We start from the raw sequence: 23,028 nt of genomic DNA, 5'->3' as shown, positions 1-23,028 counted from the left end.
AGTTCTTGGCTTGGTCGTCGGAGCGGGTCGGTGGGGGTGTCCGGTGGCTTTGTCAGGTGTGCGCGAAGGCGCACGTGCGGGACATTGAGGGGAAGTTGCCGGACGAGTACTGGCGGTGAAGTGGGGGCTGGGGGAGCTCGCGGCGGGTGGTCGGTGGTTCGGGTGGTCGGCTGTGTGGTGTCGCGGGTGGAGTGGTGGACGGGGTGCTGGTGTCGGGCGGGCTGGCTTGGCGGGCGGGCTGGCTTGCGGGCGGGCTCGCTTGGCGGGCGGGCTCGCTTGGGCTGGAGCGGCTTGGGCTGGGTTAGCTGGGCCGGCCTGAGTTGGGCGGCTTGGGCTTGGGTTGCTGAGGCGGCCGGAATTGAGCGGGCTGAGGCGGGCGGGCTGAGTCCGGCTGGCCTGAGGCGGGGCGAGCTGGCTTGGGCTGGCTGGTCGCGCGGCCGCTCGTGGCCGGTTCGGAACCTGGCTGTTCCGGTGTCAGTTCGGAACCTGGCGATTCCGGCCGGGGTAAGTTGGCTGCCCGGTCGGGTGAGCCTGAAGGACTCGGCTGAGCAAGGGCCGGATGTCCGGTTGGGGCGGGAGCTGGCTGCTCCGTTGGTTCGGGGAGCACGGCTGCCCCTGCTCGGTTGGCTCGCGTGACTGGCACCTCGCACGGCTTGGGTGGCCGTCGCTTTGTCGTGGCGGGTTCGTATGGGTTTGTCAGGTCATCGTTGCTGCTTCTTTCTGGTGCGGGTGTGGATGGCTTGGCGTGAGCTCGGCGGGTTCGCGTGGCCGCCTTCGGCTGAAGTCGACAGTCAGAGTCGGGGTGGCAGTCGTGCGTCTGAAGTGGCTGCCTCCGTTCGTCTGGGTGTGGCCGCCCCCGCGCGTTTCCATATTGCGGACGAGCGAGTGAGTGGATCGGGACGTCACCGCGAGAAGAGAGACGGTGAGGACCTGGGATCAGGACAGAGGTCACTCGAAAGAGTGGACGGTCAGGTGCGGCCTGAGGCTGGCGAAGTTGGGGCAAGGGCCGCCGCGGTGGTTGCACGGGCGAGGTGGGGCGACCGTCGGGGCCGGTCAGGCGTGAGGGTGCGCGGGCGGGGGCGAGGGGAGCGGGTACAGGTGTTGTAAGACCTGTCTGATCAGGGCTGTTCCGCGGCGAGGGGCCAGTTGCAGTTCGGCGTGCAGGTCGGCTGGGGTGCACAGGGCCGCGGAGAGGACGGCCTCGACGGCGGCGATGACGGTGCGGGCGTTGGTTTCGCGGCGGGCCAGGTCGAGGGTGGCTCTGGGTGGGGAGGCGAGGCGGAGGCCGTTGTGGGGGATGACGGTTGGTGGGCGGGCGGTGCGTTCGAGGAGGAGGCCGGGGTGGGTGCGGCGGGTGTTTTGGGCTGCCAGGACGTGGATGTGCCGGGGGAGGGGGATGGGGGCGCCCTGTTGGGAGAGGGCGTCGGCGGCGGTGATCACGGCGGACGTGCCGGCGAAGGAGAGGGCGGCGTGGAGGCGGTCCAGGCGGGTGGCGGGGGACGGCTTTTGGAGGACCACGCCGGGGAGGAGGAGTTGCCAAGGGCCCGTGGGAAGGCAGCGGCGGAGGATTTCTCGGGATGAGAAGCCGGATTTGCGCAGGTCAGTGGTGGTGGTGATGGTCATGGGGATATTTTGGGGGAGCGGAGTGGGGGCTGAGGGGGCGTAGAGCCAACCTGTGGACAACTTCGGGTGGGTTCACTCGACGGAGTGGCGGGGTGGGAAACCAGGCGAGGATTGGAAGACCAGAACCCGCCGGGATGCAAGGCGCTGAGACCCGGTGCGAGCGTGAGGCGCTAAACCCGGCAGAGCAACGCGACACCAACGCCGGATCGAGCGCGCCGGCGCGAAATCGAGTGCGAAGCAGGGCCAAGCGCGCATGCCAAACCAAGCGCATGGACCAGGAACCAGAGCTGGACCAAGCGCCGAAGCTGCGAAAGCAGGAGCAGGCGGCTTACGGCTCCTCAAACCCCGGCTGCCACCGCGCCACGATCTCCCGCGCAGTCACATGCGCGTCGAGCTGGCAAAGAATCCCCGTGGCCCCCAGCGTCACCCGGTGGATCAGCAGGTACTGCGGCGGCAGGTTCAGCGACCGACCCGTCTGCGAGTCCGGGCTGCGCAGGTCACCCACGCGCTCGGCCTGCGACTGCAGCCAGCGGCGGGTGAAGTGGAACGACTCGGTGCGCAGCGGCTCGACGAACGGGGCCAGGTAGCCGAGCACGTCGTCGCCGTCCAGGGACATGCCCTCGCGGATGAAGTTCTCGTTGCGCAGCAGGTCCACGAGGTCCGCGGAGCGGCCGTCCAGGGCGAGGCGGGTCATCCGGCCGAGGGTTTTCGGCAGGCCGTCGGGGAGGCGGGCGACGGCGCCGAAGTCGATCACGCGCAGGCGGCCGTCGGAGCCGAGCATGAAGTTGCCGGGGTGCGGGTCGGCGTGCAGCAGGCCGGAGCGCGACGGGGCCGAGAAGTGGAACTCGGAGAGCAGTTGGCCGGCCAGGTCGCGGTCTTCGGCGGAGCCCTCGCGGATGATCTTCGCAAGGCCCACGCCCGAGGTCCACTCGGTCACCATGACCTTGGGCGACGAGGCGACGACGCGGGGGACGACGACGTGCGGGTCGTTCTCGAAGGCCTTGGCGAAGGCGCGCTGGTTGGCGGCCTCGTCGCGGTAGTCGAGCTCCTCCAGGTACCGGTCGCGCAGCTCCTCCAGCAGCGGGCGCACGTCGGTGCCCGGCATGATCGCCTGCAGCAGCCGGGAGAAGCGCAGCAGCTGCTTGAGGTCGGCGCGCAGGGCCTCGTCGGCGCCGGGGTACTGAACCTTCACGGCGACGTCGCGGCCGTCGTGCCAGACCGCGCGGTGCACCTGGCCGATCGAGGCGGAGGCGGCGGGCGTGTCGTCGAACGACTGGAAGCGCTTGGCCCACGAGGCGCCGAGCTGTTCGGCGAGCACGCGGTGGGTGGTGCGGGCGGGCATCGGCGGGGCCGCGGTCTGCAGCTTGGTCAACGCCTCGCGGTACGGGGCCGCGAGCTCGTCGGGCACGGCCGCCTCGAACACGCTGAGAGCCTGGCCGAACTTCATGGCGCCGCCCTTGAGCTGGCCCAGCACGGCGAACACCTGCTCGGCGGTCTTGGCGGTCACCTCGGCATTGACCTCTTCGGCCGCGCGTCCGGTCAGTCGCTTCCCCCAGCCGCCGACCACCCGGCCCGCCACCCCGAGCGGGAGGCTCGCCAGCTTGGCGGTGCGCTGCACGGCCTTGCGCGGAATCTCGGTCACTCGGCCATGTTATGTGCGTTGCACTGACAGTCAGGGTGCGGATACCAGCTTCGTCTCTCAGCAATGCCCCTGACCAGGTCGAGCTCGACAGTGGCGTTGAGCACTGGCGGGCGGTCCTGCCCGTCGCCGCGGACGTGGCGCACCGACTCCAGCACCTGGGCCACGGCGAGCGCGGCGGTGCCGGACGCGAACAGCACGTCCGTCGAGGCGGGCCTGCCGACGAGCTGCGCGGCGATGCCGGGCCACGCCGGGTCGTGGTCGGTGCGGTGCAGGTCGGCGCAGTTCAGGCAGCTGGTGCGGCCGGGGAGCACGAGGGGGCCGACGATGCCCACACCCTCACGCACGCGCACGGCCAGATGGGGTGTGCGGGCGGCCATCAGCCCGTCGACGACGCTGGGGTCGGGAACGAGGCTGCCGGCCAGCACCACGAGGTCGGCGTGGTGGGCGAGCCGGATGCCGGACTCGGCCAGCAGCGAGGTCATCGTGAGCGCGAGGTGGCTGGAGCCGAAGACGGCGACCGTCGCGCCTTTCGTCACGGAAGGCGACTCAAGCAGGCCCACCTGTTCGAGTGACTCCAGCACGGCGGTCAGCTGGCTCGGGTCCTCGCCGCGGTCGCGCAGTCTTTCACCCAGTTCGGTGAGCGTGTGCCGGCCGTCGAGGACGAGGAGCTCGTCGACCAGCGCGTCGGGCAGCTCGTCGATCACCACGGCGTGCCTGGGGTCGGTCCCGACCTGCACGACGCCGGGGCCGCGCCGCACCACCGGCAGTCCGCTGCGCACTCTGGGGCGTGTGTCCACAAGGGAAAGACTGGCAGGGGGCGTGGCCCCCTGCCAGCGGAAACGTCAGACCTTGGCCTTGCCGAGGATCCGCGTCATCTTCGTACCGCAGACGGGGCAGGTGCCCTTCGCCATGCGCCGGCCGTTCGTCTCCTCGACCTTGCCTTCGAAGTCGCGCTTCTCGCGGCACTTGACGCAGTAGCCGTTGTAGGTCTCGGCCACAGCCCCTCCCTTGCAGTTGTGAGTGCGGACACACTCGGGGACCTTGGCGCGACGGTACCTCTGCGGGCCGCCGATCCCGCGCATGTCGATCTCGCGCGTGTCCAGCCGCCGTTCGGTGGAACTTCACCCGCCGGGTGCGAGCCTGCGGCCGGTTGGGGGCGGAAAATTGTCGGTGCCGCCGATTACGGTGACTGCATGGCCGAACCGCGGGTGGAGGTGCGGCGGAGCCCTCGGCGCCGCCGCATGGTCAGCGCGTACCGGGAGGGCGACACCGTTGTCGTCCTTCTGCCGGCACGGATGACCAAGGGGGAAGAGAAGCACTGGGTGGCGGAGATGTTGAGCCGCCTCCAGCGCAGTGAGACGCGCAGGAGATCTCCTGCGCGGACGTCCGACGAGGCGCTGATGGCGCGGTGTGCCGAGCTGTCGGCGCGCTACCTGGACGCGCTCGCCGATCCGGTGAGCGTGCGCTGGGTGCCGCCCATGCGCACGAGGTGGGCGTCGTGCACGCCGTCAGAGGGCACGATCAGGGTGTCCGAGCGGTTGCGCGACGTGCCGCCGTGGGTGCTCGACTACGTGCTGGTGCACGAGCTCGCGCACCTGCTGGTGCCAGGGCACGGCAAGGACTTCTGGGAGTGGGTGCACCGCTACCCGAAGTCCGAGCGGGCCATGGGTTATCTGGAAGGCATCTCAGCAGCGGCCGGGCTGGGGTTGACGGAAGACTGATCTTCGACCAACGCGAAAGCGCCCGGCGCGGTGTGCTCGCCGGGCGCTTTCGCACGTACGGGGGGACTCAGCCGTTCTGCGGCTTGTCGCCGTCCTCCGGCTTGGCCGCGGGCCCGTCCTGGGCCTCGTCGCCGTCCTCCTGGCGCATGGTGCGCTCGAGCTCGGCGATCGGGTCCTCCAGCGCCTTGCGGGTGTTGGCGAGCCGCTCGGCGAACTCCAGCGGGTCGTCCAGGTCCTCGGCGGACGGGATCAGCTCGGCGTGCTCCCACACGCTGTCGCGGACCTCGACGCCGTGCTGGTCGCCGACGAGCTTCCACAGCGCGGAGGCGGCCCGCAGGCGCCGCGGCCGCAGCTCCAGGCCGACGAGCGTCGCGAACGTCTGCTCGGCCGGCCACCCGAGGCCCGGCGGCGGCGCAGCGTCTCGCGCAGAGCGGGCGCACCGGGCAGCCGGTCGCCCACGGCGGCGTCGACCACGACGTCGACCCAGCCTTCGACGAGAGCGAGGAGGGTTTCCAGCCGGGTCAGCGCGGCCTTCTGCTCCGGCGTCGTCTGCGGTTCGAGCAGGCCGGAGCCCATGGCCTCCTCGATGGAGGCCGGGTTCGACGGGTCGATCTGGCCCGCGAGCTGCTCCAGCGCGGACGTGTCGACCTTGATGCCCTTGGCGAACTCCTCGACCGTGTCGAGCAGCCGCTGCCGCAACCACGGCACGTGGGTGAAGAGGCGCTGGTGAGCGGCCTCGCGGGCGGCGAGGAACACCATCACCTCGGAGGCGGGCCGCTCCAGGCCCTCGGTGAACTTCTCGATGTTCGCCGGGAGCAGCGCGGCCGTGCCTTCGGGCCCGAGCGGCAGGCCGACGTCGGTCGAGGTGAGGACCTCGGCGCCGAGCTGCGCCAAAGCGTTGCCGAGTTGAGACCCGAAGGCCATGCCGCCCATCTGCCCGAGCATGGAGAGCAACGGGCCGGCGGCCTGCTTGGCCTCGGCCGGCATCGCCTCGACCCACGCGCCGGACATGCGCTGCGCGACCGGGTCGCACAGCCGCTGCCAGGTCGGGATGGTGCGCTCGATCCAGTCGCGGGCGGTCCACGCCTGCGTGGTGCGGGTGCCGGCGGGCAGCGAGGTGACGGGGTCGAGCCACATCTCGGCCAGGTGCACGGCGTCGGTGACCGCGCTCGACTGGTCGGGGGCGAACCCGATCGTGGTCTGCGTGGACGACAGCTGCTGGAACGCGATCTGCTTCGCGAGGTCGTAGTTCACCGGCCCGCTCGACGACCCCGCGTTGCTCAGCATCGCGCCCAGCTGGCTCAGCATGTTGCCCAGCTGGCTGAAGTCGAACGGGTTGTCCCCCGGCTTCCCGCCCTTGTCGTCGGGGTTTTGCGGGCCGAACCCGAACGGCACGTCACTCATGCCTCTACCGTACGCGGATAGACATGGTCGTACGCTGTTCAGCCGTGAGTGAAACCGTCACGACCGCACCCGCTCCCGCGCCCCCGCCGAGGGAGCGCGGACTGACCCGCCGGACGTGGACGCTGATCGTCAGCTTCCTGGTCGTGGCGATCCTCGGAACAGCCGGCGGTTTCGCCCAGGTTCCGTACGTCGCGCTGGGCCCCGGCCCCACCTACGACGTGCTCGGCAAGGTCAAGGACACCGACGTCGTGTCCATCGACGGCCAGAACACCTTCCCGACCCAGGGCGCCCTGCGGATGACGACGGTCTCGCTCACCAACGACCTGTCGCTGTTCGGCGCGCTGGGGCTGTGGCTGTCCGGCCGCTACGCGCTGGCCCCGAAGGAGGACTTCATCAAGCCGGGCCAGACCGAGGAGGACGTCCAGCGCGACAACGAGCAGGCGTTCAGCGAGTCGCAGACCTCCGCCGAGGTCGCCGCGCTGAACTACCTCGGCTATCCGGGCAAGGTGATCGCGAACCAGGTCACCAAGGGCAGCCCCGCGGAGAACGTCATCCCGCTCGGCGCCCGCATCATCTCGGTCAACGGCAAGCAGGTGCAGAGCGCGGCCGACGTCAGCGGCGCGCTCGAGAACACCAAGCCGGGTGACCGCATCGAGGTGGCCTTCGAGCAGGACGGCACCTCGAAGTCGACCCAGCTCACCCTGGGCAAGCGCCCGGACGAGCGCACCTCCGGCTTCATCGGCATCTCGCCCGTCGACCGCGCCGACGTGCCGTTCAAGATCAAGATCAGCCTGTCGGACGTCGGCGGCCCGTCGGCCGGCCTGATCTTCGCGCTGGCGATCGTGGACAAGCTGACGCCGGGCGAGCTCAACGGCGGCAAGGCCATCGCGGGCACCGGCGAGATCCAGGGCGACGGCGCGGTGAAGCCGATCGGCGGCATCGCGTTCAAGATGGTGGCGGCGAAGGAGGCCGGGGCGAACGCGTTCCTGGTGCCCGCGGCGAACTGCACGGACGCGAAGCAGCAGGCGCCGGAGGGGCTGACGCTGATCAAGGTCGACTACCTGAAGGACGCGGTGTCATCCCTGGAGGCGTTCAACAAGGGGCAGCCGACGCCGAGCTGCTGAGGTGGTGCGACGGTTTCAGCGGGGTCTTCCGCGCCGTGAGGTGCGGGAGGCCCCGTTCCGTTCGCGGCGGGCGCCGGCCGCACGGCCATCCGGCGGACTTCAGCCGAAGGCGAACAGCAGGAACACAGCCCCGGCGCGTTCAGGTGCCGGGGCTGTGTCAGCCTGGAGGCGTGACGACGACTAGGGCCGCAGCGTGGCGAGCAGGGCGTCGGTGAGGTTCGGGGCGAGCTCGGGGTGTTCGACGAACTCCTCGGGGGTCTCGACCGTGCCCCGCAGGCGCAGCACGCAGGACACCGAGCCGTCCCTGAGCACGGCGGCGACCAGGCGTGCCTCGCGGCGGGACGGGTGTTCCGCGGCGAACCTGCGGGCCTCCTCGTCGTCGAGCTCGCCGTGGTGCAGCTCGGTCTCGGCTTCCGGCGGCAGGACGACGATCTCCTGGGCCAGGGCGCAGCCGGTGACGGCAGGGGGCCATTCGATGCCCGCCAGCGCGTCGGCCAGGTCGCCGTTGAGGGCGTCCTGGGCGATCGGCGTCAGCGGGCTCGACTCCGGGTCTAGCTGGGCGCGGAGCTCTGGCTGCTGGGCGATCAGGTCGGAGGTCGCCACGAGGGCGAAGAGCTGCGGGGGCTGTTCCCAGCCGCCGGCCGCTACGAACTCTTCTACCTCGCGGGCGACCGTCGGGAGGACGACCGCTGGCGTTTCACTCGCTGACACGCGTGTCATCGTAAGACGGCGCACTTCACGGGAACCCAGGGCGTCGTCCGTAGAGTTGGACTAAACGTACGTATCGATTTACCGCGATCCAGGAGCGTGCCTCGTGGCCACACGGCCTCCGGTCGGACTGCCGAAACTGTCCCGGCGCAGCCGAATACTGCTCATCGTGGGTGTCGTGCTCCTGTTCGGTCTCATCACGGGATCGCGGCTGCTCGACACCTACGTGAACTGGCTCTGGTTCGGCGAGGTCCAATTCCGCAACGTCTTCAGCACGGTGCTGCTGACCCGGCTGAGCCTCTTCCTCGCCGTCGGGGTGGTGGTCGGCGGCATCGTCGGGCTCAACCTGTGGCTCGCCTACCGGGCGCGGCCGGTGTTCGTGCCGGTCTCCGGGCCGGACGACCCGGTGGCCCGCTACCGCACCGTCGTGATGCGGCGGATGCGGCTGTTCTCGATCGGCATCCCGGTGTTCGTCGGGCTGATCGCGGGTGCGTCGGCGCAGAACGACTGGCAGCAGGTCCAGCTGTTCCTCAACGGCCAGCCGTTCGGGATCACCGACCCGCAGTTCGGGCACGACATCGGCTTCTACGCGTTCCAGCTGCCGTTCTACAACTGGCTGCTGTCGTGGCTGTTCATCACCACGGCCGTGTCGTTCATCGGCGCGGTGATCGCGCACTACCTCTTCGGCGGCATCCGGCTGGCCGGTCGCGGCGGACAGCTCTCCGGTCCGGCGCGGCTGCACCTGGCGCTGGTCGCCGGCACGTTCGTGCTGCTGAAGGCCGTCGCGTACTTCTTCGACCGGTACGCGCTGCTGCTGCACGAGAACGAGAAGTTCGTCGGCGCGAGCTACACCGACCTCAACGCGGTGCTGCCGGCCAAGCTGATCCTGCTGTGCATCGCGGTGTTCTGCGCCGTGGCGTTCTTCGCGGGCGCGTTCATGCGCAACGTGCAGCTGCCCGCCATCGCGACCGTGCTGCTCGTGCTGTCGAGCGTGCTGGTCGGCGCCGCGTGGCCCGCGGTGCTGGAGCAGTTCTCGGTCAAGCCGAACGCCATCCAGAAGGAAGCCGAGTCGATCACCCGCAACATCGCGGCGACCAGGCAGGCCTTCGGGCTGACGGACGACAAGGTCACGACGAAGCCGTACGAGGGCAAGCAGAACGTCCCCAACGACCAGGTCAAGACCAACGAAGCGGCCACGCTGGGCAACATCCGCCTGCTCGACCCGGCGGTGCTCGGCCGCACCTTCACCCAGTTCCAGCAGCTGCGGCCGTTCTACGGGTTCCCGAGCAAGCTGGACATCGACCGGTACACAGTGGACGGAAAGCTGCGCGACTACATCGTGGCGGTCCGCGAGCTGAAGCTCGACAGCCTGCCGCAGGGCCAGCGCGACTGGATCAACCAGCACCTCATCTACACCCACGGCAACGGCTTCGTCTACGCCGAGGCCAACAAGGTCAACGAGGTCGCCGACCAGTCCAACGGCGGCTACCCGGACTTCAAGACCGGTGAGGTCAAGCCCAACGGCGACGTCGGCAACGAGCAGAACGGCATCAAGGTCGACCAGCCGCGCACCTACTACGGCGAGCTGTTCGGCACGAACGACTACTCGATCGTCGGCGGCCGGCCCGCCGGTTCCGCGGCCGAGTACGACACCGACGCCAAGTCCTACACCTACACCGGCTCGGGCGGCGTCCCGATCGGCAGCCTGGTCGACAAGCTGGCGTTCGCGGCGTACTACGGCGAGCGGAACATCCTCTTCAACCAGTCGATCGCGGACGAGTCGAAGATCCTGTTCAAGCGCACGCCGCGCGACCGCGTGCAGGCCGTCGCACCGTGGCTGACCGTCGACAGCGACCCGTACCCCGCCGTCGTCAACGGCCGCATCACCTGGATCGTCGACGGGTACACCACGCTGGAGAACTACCCGTACGCGCAGCGCACGCCGCTGGGTGACGCCACGAACGACTCGCTCACGGCGGACGGCGTGGTGATCTCGCAGGTCAACAAGCCCGTCAACTACATCCGCAACTCGGTCAAGGCCACTGTGGACGCTTATGACGGCACGGTGTCGCTGTACGCGATCGACGAGCAGGACCCGGTGCTCAAGGCGTGGATGGGCGTCTTCCCGGGAACGGTCAAGCCGTCCAGCGACATCAAGCCCGAGCTGCGCCAGCACTTCCGCTACCCGGAAGACCTGTTCAAGGTGCAGCGGCAGATCCTGTCGAAGTACCACGTCTCGTCGCCGTCGGACTTCTACTCCGGTGTGTCCTACTGGGCGCCGGCGCAGGACCCGACGATCGACAACGTGACCTCGGCGGACGCCCAGCAGGCCGAGGCCAAGAAGCGCAGGGACGCGCAACCGCCGTTCTACGTGCTGGCCGGTGACCCGAACGACGCGAGCAAGGTCCGCTTCCAGCTGACCAGCCCGCTCGTGCGCGAGAACCGGGAGTTCATGGCCGCCTACGTCTCGGTCGGGTCCGACCCGGACAACTACGGCAAGATCAACGTGTTGCAGCTCAACACCGACGCCAAGGGCCCGCAGCAGATCCAGACGCAGTTCCTCACCTCGGACAACGTGTCCAGGGAGCTCAACGTCCTGGCGTTGCAGAAGACGTCCGTCGTCTACGGCAACCTGCTGACCCTCCCGGTCGGCGGCGCGCTGCTCTACGTCGAACCCGTCTACATCGAGCGCGCGGCGAACAACACGTCGTTCCCGCAGCTGTCCAAGGTCCTCGTCTGGTACGGCGACCGGGTCGGCTACGCCTCCACGCTGGGCGAGGCGCTCGAACAGGTGCTGAGCGGTGCCGGTTCGGTGGTGCCGCCGCCGAGCGACAACCCCGGCAACGGCCAGACCTCCACGCCGCCGCCGACGTCGGCCACACCCGGCAACGGCAACAGCGCGCTGAGCCCTGAGCTGCAGAGGGCGGTCAACGACATCGACGGGGCGCTCGCCGACATCAAGCGTGCGCAGCAGAACAGCAACTTCACCGAGCTCGGCCAGGCCTACCAGCGCCTGGACGACGCGACGAAGAGGTTCAAGCAGTACAACACCGGGTCGGCCTCACCGCCGGCCACGGGCCAGTCGTCGGTTGTGCCGAGCCCCACACCGTCTGGCTGACCGCTCGATTTGCATTAAGTGCTCCACCCCGCGTAAGGTTCTATTCATACCGACGCGGGGTGGAGCAGCTCGGTAGCTCGCTGGGCTCATAACCCAGAGGTCGCAGGTTCAAATCCTGTCCCCGCTACAAAGTGGGAGAGCCCTGTCTGCGGAGAACGCAGACAGGGCTCTTTCGCATTTCACATTGGGGGCGGAGCCCCCAAACCCCGCCCCGGCGGGCTTCGCCCCCGGACCCCCGGCGGGGTTGCGTTCCAGCGGAGGTCCAGTTCCACGGCCAGTTCCACGGCCAGTTCCACGGCTGGATGTGCGAGTTCTTCGGGTTGGTGGGTGTGACCTGGGGAAACGGCGTTAGTGGGGGGGTGGTGAAAAAGGGGTTTTGCGGGGGTGTAGAGTTCTCCTTACAACAGCAAGACAGCAAGACAAGCTAGAAGCGGCGCGGGGTGGAGCAGCTCGGTAGCTCGCTGGGCTCATAACCCAGAGGTCGCAGGTTCAAATCCTGTCCCCGCTACTAGACAGAAGGCCCGGAGTCCTCGGACTCCGGGCCTTCTTCGTGTTGTCGATCAGGTTGGCTGGTGTGGAGTGCGCGGCCGGGGCCTTTCAGGTCATGTTCTCGGCCCAGTACTGGGCGCACAGCATGCTGGAGCAGATCCGGCCCTCGCCGTTGACCGTGCGGTGCTTGCGGATCTGCTTGCCGCACACCATGCACTCGTCCTTGCCGGCCTGCTCCGGGATGCCACCGGTCATCCACGCACGCGTGTGCATGGCGACCTTCTTGTGGTCCAGCCACTTCATGTTGATGTTCATGTCTCCCCGACCTCCGGTGCTGCTCGTGGCGCTGCTGTGGCCCCAGCGGGGCGATGATCATTTTTCCAGGGTTCGGGCGTGGCGAAAGAGGTCGGAGCCGACATCACCGGGTCGTGCGACGAGAGCGCCCGTCCGTCCATTCGGGTGGCTTCGGCCGGTGAGAGCGGTGCCGCCGATCGGGTGAGGGTGGGCGGCTTTCGTTTGCGCGGAAGGCTTTTTCCATCCGGGATGGACACGGACGGTCAAGCGACCAAACGCGTGAGGCGCGAAAACTGCCGCTTACTCAGCGAGACTTTTCGTTGCTCCGCATGGCCCATCAGACTAGCCCGGTGATCAGCCACTGTGGACAGAACGGCTGACCATTGTGGACAGCTTCCCCCGGACGTGGGAACGTTGTCGTTGTGTCAGACCTGAATGCGACCGCAGCCGCCCTGCTCGGGCTGCTGCACGACGGACCCAAGACCGGTGGCCAGTTGGTTGCGGAAGCCGGGGAGCGCTTCGGAGCGTTCTTCAGCGTCACCCGCAGCCAGGTGTACCGCGAGCTGCCCGCGCTGGCCGACCAGGGCCTGCTGCGACTCGGCAAGCAAGGGCCGCGTTCCAGCCAGCAGTACGTGCTCACCGCGGCGGGCAAGAAGGCCTTCAAGAACTGGCTGCTCTCCGAGCCCGGGCCGGACCACCTGCGCAGCCCGCTGATCCTGCGTCTCGTGCACGCCGGCTCGTTGACGGCGAAGCAGCGCGAGTCGCTGGTGGCCACGGCGCGCACCACGTACGGCGCAGAGCAGGAGAGCGCGCGCACTGCCTCCAAGACCGCCGAGGACCCCTACGCGAAGGCGGTGGCCGAGTTCGGCCTCGCTCACGCGAAGGCCGTCCTCAAGTTCCTGGACGCGATCCCCACGGCGTGAGGTCGGGGCGTCTGCAAGTACCCCCAGCAACCGAGCTGGTGGTACTTGCAGACGCCGCTACCTGCGCCAGATTCGCGGCCGGTCGCTAACGGTGACCGGTATTGGCGTAATCTTCTGCTGTGAATCCGGACGTCGAAGCAGACATCAAGGACCTCTCCGCCACCCTGAGCAGCATCGAGGCGGTGATGGACCTCGATGCCCTGCGTGCCCAGGTCGCGGACCTGGAGGAGCAGGCGGCCCGCCCCGACCTCTGGGACGACCAGGAGAAGGCGCAGAAGGTCACGAGCCAGCTCTCCCACAAGCAGGGTGAGCTCCGCCGCATCACCGGCCTGCGCGGACGCCTCGACGACCTCCCGCTGCTCTACGAGCTGGCGGAGGAGGCCGAGGACGCCGACGCCGCGGCCGACGCGGACACCGACAGGGCGAAGCTGCGCGACGAGATCGCGAGCCTCGAGGTGCGCACGCTGCTCTCCGGCGAGTACGACGAGCGCAACGCGCTGGTCACCATCCGCGCCGAGGCCGGTGGCGTCGACGCCGCCGACTTCGCCGAGATGCTGCTGCGCATGTACTCGCGCTGGGCCGAGCGCCACAACTACGGCGTCGAGGTCTTCGACACCTCCTACGCGGAAGAGGCCGGCATCAAGTCCGCCACGTTCCGCGTCACCGCCCCCTACGCCTACGGCACGCTGAGCGTCGAGCAGGGCACGCACCGCCTGGTGCGCATCTCGCCGTTCGACAACCAGGGCCGCCGCCAGACGTCGTTCGCCGGCGTCGAGGTCGTGCCCGTCGTCGAGCAGACCGACCACGTCGAGATCGACGAGAAGGACCTGCGCGTCGACGTCTACCGCTCCTCGGGCCCCGGCGGCCAGGGCGTCAACACGACCGACTCGGCGGTGCGCCTCACGCACATCCCGACCGGCATCGTGGTGTCCTGCCAGAACGAGCGCTCGCAGCTGCAGAACAAGGCCACGGCCATGAACGTCCTGCAGGCGAAGCTGCTCGAGCGGCGCAGGCAGGAGGAGCAGGCGAAGATGGACGCGCTGAAGGACTCCGGCTCCAGCTGGGGCAACCAGATGCGCTCCTACGTGCTGCACCCGTACCAGATGGTCAAGGACCTGAGGAACAACCACGAGGTCGGCAACCCGTCGGCGGTGCTGGACGGGGAGATCGACGACTTCCTCGAGGCCGGCATCCGGTGGCGCAAGCAGTCCCAGGCGTAGACGAGTTCCGCGGCCTCGTGCACGAGGCCGCACGCCGCACCGGTGGGCAGGTGGCCGGCCTCACGGCCGCCGACTGCGTGACGCCGAACTTCCACCACGCGGTCATCGCCTACCGCGACCGCACGGTCGCTGTGCTCTGTTCGCGGGACGACGGCTCGGTCGCGGTGACCGAGCCGGTCGACCCCGGCGGGTGCGAGCTCGTGTTCCTCGACGAGCCCGAGCTCCTGGCGGTCGTGAGGCAGTTCGAGCGCTTCCGGGCGCTCTCCCAGGACGACGTGGAGCGACCGTTCGACCACGCAGCTCACCCACACGTGTGGGTGAGCGACGTGAGGTACTGGAGACCCGAGACCACCGGGCAGGCGCTCTTCCACTGGTGGGACTGACGGGTCGTGCCGGTCCGACCACGCCGGGTGCAGAGGCCCGGCCGCCCTTCCGGGGCGGGAAGTTAACCGGAACGGGGGCTTTACCCCGGCCATGGGTAGACTCGCGCCTCGTGATTCGCCTCGAACACGTTTCCAAGGTCTACAAGACCTCTACGCGTCCCGCGCTCGACGACGTGTCCGTCGAGATGGAGAAGGGCGAGTTCGTGTTCCTGATCGGGCCCTCGGGGTCCGGCAAGTCGACCTTCCTGCGCCTGCTGCTGCGCGAAGAAGTGCCGACCAGGGGACGCGTCTACGTCTCCAACTTCGACGTCGCCAAGATGTCGCGCCGCAGGGTCCCCCGCCTGCGCCAGTCGATCGGCTGCGTGTTCCAGGACTTCCGCCTGCTGCCGACGAAGACCGTCGCCGAGAACGTCGCGTTCGCGCTCGAGGTCATCGGCAAGCCCCGCAACACCATCGTCAAGGTGGTGCCCGAGGTGCTGCAGCTGGTCGGCCTCGACGGCAAGGAGGACCGGTTCCCCACCGAGCTCTCCGGTGGTGAGCAGCAGCGCGTCGCGATCGCCCGCGCGTTCGTGAACCGGCCGCTGGTGCTGATCGCCGACGAGCCGACCGGAAACCTGGACCCCGACACGAGCCAGGACATCATGTTGCTGCTGGAGCGGATCAACCGCACCGGCACGACCGTCATCATGGCCACCCACGACCACGGCATCGTCGACTCGATGCGCCGCCGCGTCGTGGAGCTGTCGTACGGCAAGGTCGTCCGTGATGACGCGCGCGGCGTTTACGGCGTCGGCCGCTAAGCGCTCCTAACCCCCGACCCCCCAAGGAACCCCGCCCCCGATGCGTACCAGCTTCGTGTTCAGCGAGGTCGTCACCGGACTTCGCCGGAACGTCACGATGACGATCGCGATGATCCTCACGACCGCCATCTCGCTCGGGCTGCTCGGCGGTGGCCTGCTCGTCGTCCGCATGGTCGACAAGATGCAGGCCAACTACGCGGGCAAGCTCGAGGTCTCGGTCCTGCTGACCAACGACGTCAGCGCCAACGACAAGGACTGCACCCAGCAGCCGTGTGCGGGACTGCGCGCCGACCTCGACGCGACCTCCGCCAGTCGGTCGTGTACCAGAACCGCGACGAGGGCTTCGAGCGCTTCAAGCAGATCTTCGAGGCCCAGCCGGAGCTGCTCAAGCTCGCGCGGCCGGAGGCGATCCCGGCGACGTTCCGGGTGAAGCTCGAGGACCCGGAACGCACCGAGGTCATCAAGGAGGCCTTCCAGGGCAAGCCGGGCGTGAAGGGCGTCGACGACCAGGGCAAGTTCCTGGAGCGGTTCTTCGACGGTCTCAACGGCTTCCGCGACGTGGCGCTGATCCTGGCGCTCATCCAGGCGTTCGCGGCGCTGCTGCTGATCTCGAACACCATCCAGGTGTCGGCGTTCACCCGACGCGTCGAGGTCGGCATCATGCGCCTGGTCGGCGCGACCCGGTGGTACACGCAGCTGCCGTTCCTCATCGAGGCGGTCGTCGCGGGCATCATCGGCGCGGTCACCGCGGTGGGCGGCCTGGTGCTGTTCAAGGCGTTCTTCCTGGACAGGATCACCCGCAACCTCACCGAGTCGGGCATCATCCCGCCGGTCGGCTACCTGGACATCCTCATAGTCTCGCCGTGGCTGTTCCTGGTCGCGATCCTGATCTCGGCCACGACCGGCTACGTCACACTGCGCCTCTACGTGCGGCTCTAGGCCTGATTCCTGGGCCCGTGTTCGCGACTCTCATCGAACGAGGCCCATAAATCAGGCCTTGGCGTTTTACCGACCACGTAAAGTTGTCGGCATGGTCAAGGAACGCGGGCAGAAGGTCATCGCGTCGAACCGCAAGGCTCGGCACGACTGGACCATTCTGGACACCTACGAGGCGGGCATTCAGCTCGTCGGCACCGAGGTGAAGAGCCTGCGCATGGGACGGGCGTCCCTGGTGGACGCCTTCGCCCAGGTCGACGACGGCGAGATCTGGCTGCACGCGTTGCACATCCCGGAGTACGTCGCGGGCACCTGGACGAACCACGAGGTCCGGCGCAAGCGGAAGCTCCTGCTGCACAAGAGCGAGATCGAACGGCTGATCGGCAAGACCAAGGAGTCCGGTCTCTCGCTCGTGCCGCTGCAGATGTACTTCAAGGACGGCTACGTCAAGGTCGAGATCGCCCTCGCGAAGGGCAAGAAGGCCTACGACAAGCGGCAGGACCTCGCCAAGCGCGACGCGAACCGCGAGATCGCGAAGGCGTACGGCAGGGCGTTGAAGGGCCGCTACTGATGGCTTTGGTGGACGTCCACTCGCTCGGGGAGGAGTGGGACGTCCTGGACGAGGTCTGGGCGTCCTTCGACCGCGTTCGCGAGAGCGGGGTCGACTGGTCCGTCCACCACCGCACCGACGAGAACGCCCGGCTCACCGCACTGCGGGAGCTGGGCGTTTCCGCGTTCGCCCCGCTGGTCTACCCGCACCGGCCGGGCGTGGCGGAGTGGCTGAACGAGTGGGTGCCGCTGCCGGCCGGCTGGCGGTCCCGGATCGCCGGGCTCGCGGACCGCGTCGTGCTGGGCAGCGACTTCCCGAACATCCCCCACCCCTGCGAAGAGCAGCTCGCGGCGATCCGCTCGTGGGGCCTGGACGCCGCCGCCGAGCAGGCGGTGCTGCACGCCAACGGCGTCCGGTTGCTCCAGCTGACTCAGCTGTCCAAGTAGGCGAGCACCGCGCGCACCCGGCGGTGCTCCGAGTTCGACGGTTCCAGGCCGAGCTTCGCGAAGATGTTGCCGACGTGCTTCTCCACCGCGCCGTCGGACACCACGAGCGTCGCGGCGATGGCCGTGTTGGACAGTCCCTGCGCCATCAGCCCGAGCACCTCGCGTTCGCGCGGCGTCAACGAGTCGACGGGGCTCTTCTTGCTGCGCACCATGAGCTGGGTGATCACCTCGTGGTCGATGCTCGTGCCGCCGTCCGCGACCCTGCGGACCGCCTCGACGAACTCGGACACGTCCGCCACCCGCTCCTTGAGCAGGTAGCCGACACCGCTGGCACCGCCCGCGAGGAGCTCGACGGCGTAGCGCTCCTCGACGTACTGCGACAGCACCAGCACCGGCAACCCGGGGTAGCGCCTGCGGGCCTCGATGGCGGCGCGCAGGCCCTCGTCGGTGAACGTCGGCGGCATCCGCACGTCCACCACGCACAGGTCGGGCCGGTGCTCGGTGAGGGCGTCCAGCAGCCCGTCCCCGTCCTCCACGGCCGCGACGGTCTCGATGCCCACGTCGGCGAGCAACCGCTGCACGCCCTCCCTCAGCAGCACCGAGTCCTCGGCGATCACCACGCGCACGGCAACTCCGCTCGAATCACGGTCGGCCCACCCACGGGGCTGACGACGACAACCACACCGTCGATCGTCGCAGCCCGGTCCGCGAGCCCGGCGAGCCCGCCGCCCGGCTTCAGCTCGGCGCCACCCTGACCGTTGTCGGTGACCTCGACCAGCACCCCGGTGTCGACCCGGTTGACCCGCACGGTCGCCTTGGTGCCGTTGGAGTGCTTGGTGATGTTGGTGAGCGCCTCGCCGACGGTGAAGTACGCGGCGCTCTCCACCGCTGTCGGCGGCCGCGGGTCGACGTCGACCTGCAGGTCCACCTCGATCGGCACGCGGGCGGCGAGCGCGGACAACGCCGCGTCCAGGCCGCGGTCGCCGAGCACCGACGGGTAGATGCCCCGCGCGAGGTCCCGCAGCTCCTTGATGGCGAGCTTGGCGTCCGCGTGCGCCTCGGCGATCAGCTCGGCCGCACCGTCCGGGTCGGTGTCCATCTTGGACTTCGCCCGGCCCAGCCCCATCGCCACCGCCACGAGCCGCTGCTGCGCGCCGTCGTGCAGGTCGCGCTCGATGCGCCGGCGCTCCGCCTCGGCCGCCTCGACCCCACGCGCCCGGCTGGACTGCAGCCGTTCCGCCTCGATCGCCAGCTCGTCGGCCCGCGTCGGCCCGAGCATGGCGCGGGCGAACTTGCCGTGCAGCGCACCGAGCGACCGGGTGCCGATGACCGCGAACGGGATCAGCGCGAGCCCGATCAACGCGATCGGCAACGCCGACGTGAACGAGTCGATGGTCCAGAAGTCGCCGACGACCACCGCGAACGGCGCGTGGCTGATCCAGAAGGGCACGCCGATGAGCGCCACCACGACGGTCCAGAGCGCCAGCACCGAGGAGAACTCCAGCGCACCGACCGGCAGCAGGAGCACCAGGTACCCGAAGTCACGCCACGTCGCCGGATCGGTGAACTGCGCCTTCCACCGCTGCCACAACGTCCCCGGCTGCTTCTCCCGGTACGGCCGCGGTATCTCCGTGCGCAACGCGGCCCCGACCCACGCCCGCTCCACCGCCGCGCCACCCCGCACGACGTTCATCGCGAGCCAGAGGATCGGTATGCCGACCCAGAGCACCGACGTCGCGAACCCCACGACGACGAGCACGACGCTGAGGGTGAACCAGAAGATGCCGGTCACCAGGTTGGTCAGCAGGTAGAACCCGGCTGCGAGCGCGTTCGGTTTCCTCATGACGTCCATGTTGTCGTTCTCCCTGGTCAGGGACCATCTGGCCAACCAGTCAGCCGATGGTGGGGACAGCCCTACCTGCCTCGGGAAGAACTCGTTCGCCCTCATCGTTATGCTAGGGGCACCACTACAAGGGGGTGAACGGTTTCGACTGTGGACGTTGATTCAGGGGAAGCGTGCCGGTGCAGGCGAGAGACCACCGCAAGCGTCATCGCAAACCAATAAGCGCCACGTCTAACGACAAGCGCGCGTTCGCTCTCGCCGCCTGAGGCGAGTAGCAACGCTGTCGGCCTAGGAGTGCCTTCGGCCTAGAGTCCGGCATCAGCTAGAGGGCTTACCGGCAGTCCCGGTCGCGGGGACTGTTCGGGAAACTCACAGCGACTGGGCCCGTCACATCAGCTCGTCCGCGTGACTGATGGGGTCGAGCAGAGGCAGAGCGGACTGCGCACGGAGAAGCCCTGATGAACCGCCACAGGACCCGGGTTCGATTCCCGGCACCTCCACTCGGACGGCGAGTGCTCACGAAGAGCACTCGCCGTTCCCCGTTCCGGACGGTCTCGCCCTCCTGATCATCCGGATGCTCGTGTTCGAGCAGGCAGAAGGCTGTGGCTGTGCGGCTGCCGCGACGTGATAATCGACCTTGAACGTCGCTTACCGGGGGGTGGGGGCTGCATGCGGTTGTGCGCGTTGGGGCCGTTGGAGGCACTGTCGTCAGGCCGGCCGGTGAAGCTCGGGGGAGCCAAGCCGAAGGCGTTGGTCGCGGCCCTGCTCCTGGAAGCGCGGCAGGTGGTCTCGGTCGACCGGCTGGTCGACCTCATCTGGGACGACGAACCGCCCAAGTCGGCGGTGGCGCTCGTGCACACGTACGTCTCCACGCTGCGCCGCGTGTTCGCGTCCCACGGCGAGTCCGCCGTGCTGGTGACCCGTCCACCCGGATACGCCCTCCTGGTCGAGCCGTCCGACATCGACGTCGAGGAGTTCGCCGAAGGCCTCCGGGCCGCCCTGGTGGCCGAGCGGGAGCTCGACCACCAGAGGGCGGCCGCGCTGTACGAGCAGGCGCTCGGGCTCTGGCGTGGTCCGGTGTTCGGTGGTGTCGACGCGTCCTTCGTCCGTTTCCGGGCCGACGCCCTCGAAGCGGACCGGCTCTCGGCACAGGAGGGGTTGGCGCGGTGTGAGCTGGAGATCGGCCGCGTCGCGTCGGCCGCCTCCCGGATGGCCGTCGTCACGGCCGCGCACCCCTACCGGGAGGGGGCACTCGGCCTGCTGATGCGGGCGCAGTACCAGAGCGGCCGGCAGTCGGAGGCACTGGCCACCTACCGGACGGGCCGTGAGCGGCTGATCGCCGAGCTGGGTGTCGAACCCGGCGACGAGCTGCGTGACCTGCATGAACAGGTTCTGCGAGGAACGCTGCCGGTCCCGGCCGAGAAGGTGCGGGGCCTGCGGAGCGAGTCGGTGGGGCCCAACCAGCTGCCGCCGGACGTCGTGCACTTCACCGGACGCGCGGAACAGGTCGACCAGCTGACCGCGCTGTCCAGAACGGCCACGAAGACGGCGACCGTGGTGATCTCGGGCGTCGGTGGCGCGGGGAAGTCGGCGCTCGCCGTGCACTGCGCGCACCGGCTCGCCCCGGAGTTCCCCGGCGGCCAGCTGTTCGCCGACATGCACCGCGCCGGTCGCACGGTCGACGCGGTCGAGGTGCTCAGCCGGTTCCTGCGCGTGCTCGGCGTGTCCAGCGCCGATCTGCCGGAGGACGCGGACGAACGAGTCGAGCTGTACCGGATGACGGTGGCGCAGCGGCGCCTGGTCGTCGTGCTGGACAACGTGCGCGACGAACGTCAGGTGCGCATGTTGCTGCCCGGTTCCGGACGCTGCCTGCTGATCATCACCAGCCGCTCCAGGCTGACCGGGATCGCCGGCGCGGCGTCGATCGAGCTCGACCTGTTCTCCCGCACCGAGTCGGTCGAACTGCTCAGCCGCATCGTCGGGCAGGACCGGCTCTCCGCCGACCTGGACTCCGTCTCGACCATCACCCGGCTGTGCGGTGGCATTCCGCTGGCCATCCAGGTCGCCGGCGCCAAGCTGCTGGCTCGCCCGCACTGGCCGTTGCAGGCGATGGCCGTGCGGCTGCTCGACAAGCACCGCAGGCTCGACGAGCTCGCCGTCGGAGATCTCGCGATCAGGTCGAGCCTGGAGCTGCACTACAGCGAGCTGACCGCTGTCCAACGCCGCGCCTTCCACCTGCTGACGCTGCTCGACCTGCCGGACTTCGGCTCGTGGGTCGCCGCACCGCTGCTGGACATCGGCACCGGTGAGGCCGAGGACGTCGTCGAACAGCTCGTGGACCTGCGGCTGGTCGACGTGGCGGGGGTCGACTCGCTCGGCCACGTGCGCTACCGGTTCCACGACCTCGTGCAGCTCTTCGGAGCCGACCGGGCGAGCGCCACCGAGCCCGTCGACGTCGTGGCCGAGGCGATCGGGCGCACCCTGGCGACCTGGCGCGAGCTGGTCCAGATCGGAGCCGCCCGGCTGCCGAGGGTGACGCTGGGGCTCAGCCCGGTGAGCCGGTCGGCCGTCGAGGTCGACCCGAAGCTCGTCGCCGACGTCGAGAGCAGTCCGACGGAGTGGTTCGCCTCGGAGACGACGGCCGTCGTGCGTGCCGTGGAACGCGCGTACGAGCTCGGCGTCGACGAGCTGACGACCCGGTTGATCACCTCGTTGCTGGTCTCGCCGTTCGCCACCCGCAACGAGTTCGACGGGTGGCAGCGGACCCACGAGGTGGCGCTCGGGGCGGCCAGGAAGTCCGGCAACAGGCGGGACGAGGCGAGTCTCCTCGCGAGTCTCGGCCAGCTCTTCTACGAGAAGGACGACTTCGCGGCCGCGCTCGGCCACTTCCAGGACTCGCTCGAGCACGCCACGGCGGTCGGGGACGACGCCATCCGAGCCGTCGCGCTCGTGGGGATCGGCACGGTGCAACGCGATCGCGGCCAGTTCGCCGCGGCGTACGACAGCCTGACGGAGGCAGCCGGACCGGCGGATCGGGTGGAAGACCGCAGCGTGACAGCGGCGGTGAAGTACGGCCTGGGTGTCGTCTTCCGCGACCGTGGTGATCTCGACGCCGCGGAGGGCGCGTTCCACGAGTGCGTCGACGCCTACCGCGAGGCGGGTGACCTCCGCGGTCAGGCACTCGCGGTGCGCGGCCTGAGCCTGTGCCGTCGAGCGGCGGGCAGGGCGGCGGAGGCCGCGGACCTCAGCCGGCAGGCCGTGGACCTCCTCACCGAGGCCGGTGACCGGCTCGGCGCCACCTATGCGAGGCAGTCGTTGAGCAAGGCCCTGATCCGGCAGGGACGGCTGAGCGGTGTGCGGGAGGTGCTGTCGGCCTGCCTCGACGTCTGCACCGCCCACCGGGACCGGTTCGGCATCGCCCTCGTGACGAGGACCGCGGGAGAGCTCGCACTGGCCGAGAACGACCTGGCCCTGGCTCAGCAGCTCCTCACGAGCGCTTCCGAGTTGTGGCGCGAGCTGGAGCTCGCCGTCTGGGACGCTCGCACGCAGCGCGACCTGGCTGCGGCCAAGGCGTCGTCCGACCCGGTGGCGGCTCACCGGCACTGGGCCGCTGCCCTGGACGTCTTCCGCGCGGCCGGCAGTCGTGAAGCCGCCGAACTGGCTTCGACGACGCCACGCGAATGGTTCGACCGGATCCGGCTTCAAACCGGCTTGTAGGCAACTTCCAGCTCTGTCGCTCCCGCGCTGAAGCTCCCTTGAAGGTCGTGCGCCGATGCTCCTCCCATCGGTCGAACAACCTGATGA

18 protein-coding genes, 2 tRNA genes, 1 other RNA gene and 2 pseudogenes are annotated in these 23,028 nt (G+C 69.2%); 14 read left to right on the top strand and 9 right to left on the bottom strand.

All coding sequences use genetic code 11. From position 1 onward, the window contains the following. Nucleotides 1-1,053 precede the first annotated feature (1,053 nt). The 4 genes from BBK82_RS08490 to BBK82_RS51510 all read right to left on the bottom strand — a co-directional run bounded on the left by BBK82_RS08490 (nucleotide 1,054) and on the right by BBK82_RS51510 (nucleotide 4,263). Nucleotides 1,054-1,623 carry a hypothetical protein gene (locus BBK82_RS08490; RefSeq protein WP_065914504.1) on the bottom strand — a complete coding sequence of 190 codons (570 nt, stop codon included), beginning with the start codon at nucleotides 1,621-1,623 and terminating at the stop codon, nucleotides 1,054-1,056. A 328-nt stretch (nucleotides 1,624-1,951) separates the two neighbouring features. After that, entirely contained in the window at nucleotides 1,952-3,265 is a 1,314-nt protein-coding gene (locus tag BBK82_RS08485) for an ABC1 kinase family protein (RefSeq protein WP_065914503.1), read from the bottom strand. Continuing rightward, nucleotides 3,262-4,044: a TOMM precursor leader peptide-binding protein gene (locus tag BBK82_RS08480; protein WP_237048093.1), complete on the bottom strand. Its 783-nt coding sequence runs from the start codon at nucleotides 4,042-4,044 to the stop codon at nucleotides 3,262-3,264. Before BBK82_RS08480 ends, BBK82_RS08485 begins: the two co-directional genes overlap by 4 nt. A gap of 63 nt (nucleotides 4,045-4,107) precedes the next feature. Next, the gene (locus BBK82_RS51510; protein WP_167979751.1) at nucleotides 4,108-4,263 is read right to left on the bottom strand and encodes a DUF5679 domain-containing protein; all 156 of its coding nucleotides are present in this window, start codon (nucleotides 4,261-4,263) and stop codon (nucleotides 4,108-4,110) included. 195 nt (nucleotides 4,264-4,458) lie between these two features. Here BBK82_RS51510 and BBK82_RS08475 point away from each other — a divergent pair, with 195 nt between their 5' ends. After that, entirely contained in the window at nucleotides 4,459-4,986 is a 528-nt protein-coding gene (locus tag BBK82_RS08475; protein WP_065914501.1) for a M48 metallopeptidase family protein, read from the top strand. A 67-nt stretch (nucleotides 4,987-5,053) separates the two neighbouring features. On the opposite strand, the pseudogene BBK82_RS08470 reads toward BBK82_RS08475, so the two are convergent. Further along, nucleotides 5,054-6,390: pseudogene (locus BBK82_RS08470) on the bottom strand (zinc-dependent metalloprotease). 44 nt (nucleotides 6,391-6,434) lie between these two features. On the opposite strand from BBK82_RS08470, the gene BBK82_RS08465 reads away from it, so the two are divergent. Continuing rightward, complete coding sequence (locus BBK82_RS08465) at nucleotides 6,435-7,514, top strand: YlbL family protein (RefSeq protein WP_237048092.1); 1,080 nt, start codon at nucleotides 6,435-6,437, stop codon at nucleotides 7,512-7,514. A 180-nt stretch (nucleotides 7,515-7,694) separates the two neighbouring features. On the opposite strand, the gene BBK82_RS08460 is transcribed toward BBK82_RS08465, so the two are convergent. After that, on the bottom strand, nucleotides 7,695-8,234 hold the full coding sequence (locus BBK82_RS08460; protein WP_065914500.1) for a PPA1309 family protein: 540 nt from the start codon (nucleotides 8,232-8,234) through the stop codon (nucleotides 7,695-7,697). Between the two features lie 94 nt (nucleotides 8,235-8,328). Here BBK82_RS08460 and BBK82_RS08455 point away from each other — a divergent pair, with 94 nt between their 5' ends. The 3 genes from BBK82_RS08455 (at nucleotide 8,329) to BBK82_RS08445 (ending at nucleotide 11,848) form a co-directional block, all read left to right on the top strand. Then, nucleotides 8,329-11,340, top strand: coding sequence for a UPF0182 family protein (locus BBK82_RS08455; RefSeq protein ID WP_065914499.1), 3,012 nt, complete (start codon nucleotides 8,329-8,331; stop codon nucleotides 11,338-11,340). A 53-nt stretch (nucleotides 11,341-11,393) separates the two neighbouring features. Next, nucleotides 11,394-11,467 (top strand) — tRNA-Met (locus BBK82_RS08450). A gap of 307 nt (nucleotides 11,468-11,774) precedes the next feature. Beyond that, nucleotides 11,775-11,848 (top strand) — tRNA-Met (locus tag BBK82_RS08445). Between the two features lie 89 nt (nucleotides 11,849-11,937). Here BBK82_RS08445 and BBK82_RS08440 read toward each other — a convergent pair. After that, a complete protein-coding gene (locus BBK82_RS08440) occupies nucleotides 11,938-12,144 on the bottom strand; it encodes a hypothetical protein (RefSeq protein WP_237048091.1) in 207 nt (68 codons plus the stop codon). 401 nt (nucleotides 12,145-12,545) lie between these two features. Here BBK82_RS08440 and BBK82_RS08435 point away from each other — a divergent pair, with 401 nt between their 5' ends. The 7 genes and pseudogenes from BBK82_RS08435 to BBK82_RS08405 all read left to right on the top strand — a co-directional run bounded on the left by BBK82_RS08435 (nucleotide 12,546) and on the right by BBK82_RS08405 (nucleotide 17,381). Beyond that, entirely contained in the window at nucleotides 12,546-13,046 is a 501-nt protein-coding gene (locus tag BBK82_RS08435) for a PadR family transcriptional regulator (RefSeq protein ID WP_065914498.1), read from the top strand. Between the two features lie 119 nt (nucleotides 13,047-13,165). Continuing rightward, on the top strand, nucleotides 13,166-14,266 hold the full coding sequence (gene prfB / locus BBK82_RS08430) for a peptide chain release factor 2 (RefSeq protein WP_065914497.1): 1,101 nt from the start codon (nucleotides 13,166-13,168) through the stop codon (nucleotides 14,264-14,266). Beyond that, nucleotides 14,242-14,649 carry a hypothetical protein gene (locus tag BBK82_RS08425; protein WP_065914496.1) on the top strand — a complete coding sequence of 136 codons (408 nt, stop codon included), beginning with the start codon at nucleotides 14,242-14,244 and terminating at the stop codon, nucleotides 14,647-14,649. Before prfB ends, BBK82_RS08425 begins: the two co-directional genes overlap by 25 nt. A gap of 110 nt (nucleotides 14,650-14,759) precedes the next feature. Then, a complete protein-coding gene (ftsE, locus tag BBK82_RS08420) occupies nucleotides 14,760-15,449 on the top strand; it encodes a cell division ATP-binding protein FtsE (protein WP_030470385.1) in 690 nt (229 codons plus the stop codon). A gap of 40 nt (nucleotides 15,450-15,489) precedes the next feature. Then, nucleotides 15,490-16,388, top strand: a pseudogene (gene ftsX / locus BBK82_RS08415) (permease-like cell division protein FtsX). Nucleotides 16,389-16,479: 91 nt separating this feature from the next. Then, nucleotides 16,480-16,956, top strand: coding sequence for an SsrA-binding protein SmpB (gene smpB, locus BBK82_RS08410; RefSeq protein ID WP_065914495.1), 477 nt, complete (start codon nucleotides 16,480-16,482; stop codon nucleotides 16,954-16,956). Further along, complete coding sequence (locus BBK82_RS08405) at nucleotides 16,956-17,381, top strand: amidohydrolase family protein (protein WP_065914494.1); 426 nt, start codon at nucleotides 16,956-16,958, stop codon at nucleotides 17,379-17,381. The genes smpB and BBK82_RS08405 overlap by 1 nt, the downstream gene beginning before the upstream one ends. On the opposite strand, the gene BBK82_RS08400 is transcribed toward BBK82_RS08405, so the two are convergent. Beyond that, nucleotides 17,366-18,007: a response regulator transcription factor gene (locus BBK82_RS08400; protein ID WP_065914493.1), complete on the bottom strand. Its 642-nt coding sequence runs from the start codon at nucleotides 18,005-18,007 to the stop codon at nucleotides 17,366-17,368. The genes BBK82_RS08405 and BBK82_RS08400 overlap by 16 nt on opposite strands. Then, nucleotides 17,995-19,233, bottom strand: coding sequence for a sensor histidine kinase (locus tag BBK82_RS08395; protein ID WP_065914492.1), 1,239 nt, complete (start codon nucleotides 19,231-19,233; stop codon nucleotides 17,995-17,997). Before BBK82_RS08395 ends, BBK82_RS08400 begins: the two co-directional genes overlap by 13 nt. A 121-nt stretch (nucleotides 19,234-19,354) precedes the next feature. Between BBK82_RS08395 and ssrA the strand changes: the two genes are divergently transcribed. Beyond that, nucleotides 19,355-19,727: a transfer-messenger RNA gene (gene ssrA / locus BBK82_RS08390) on the top strand. Nucleotides 19,728-19,893: 166 nt separating this feature from the next. Then, nucleotides 19,894-22,941 carry an AfsR/SARP family transcriptional regulator gene (locus tag BBK82_RS08385; protein ID WP_065914491.1) on the top strand — a complete coding sequence of 1,016 codons (3,048 nt, stop codon included), beginning with the start codon at nucleotides 19,894-19,896 and terminating at the stop codon, nucleotides 22,939-22,941. The last annotated feature ends 87 nt before the right edge of the window (nucleotides 22,942-23,028 follow it).

The sequence above is a fragment of the Lentzea guizhouensis genome (assembly GCF_001701025.1).
In the GTDB taxonomy this organism is placed as follows: domain Bacteria; phylum Actinomycetota; class Actinomycetes; order Mycobacteriales; family Pseudonocardiaceae; genus Lentzea; species Lentzea guizhouensis.
The sequence above is the reverse complement of the archived record's forward strand: the minus strand, read 5'-3'. Positions and strand labels throughout refer to the sequence as shown.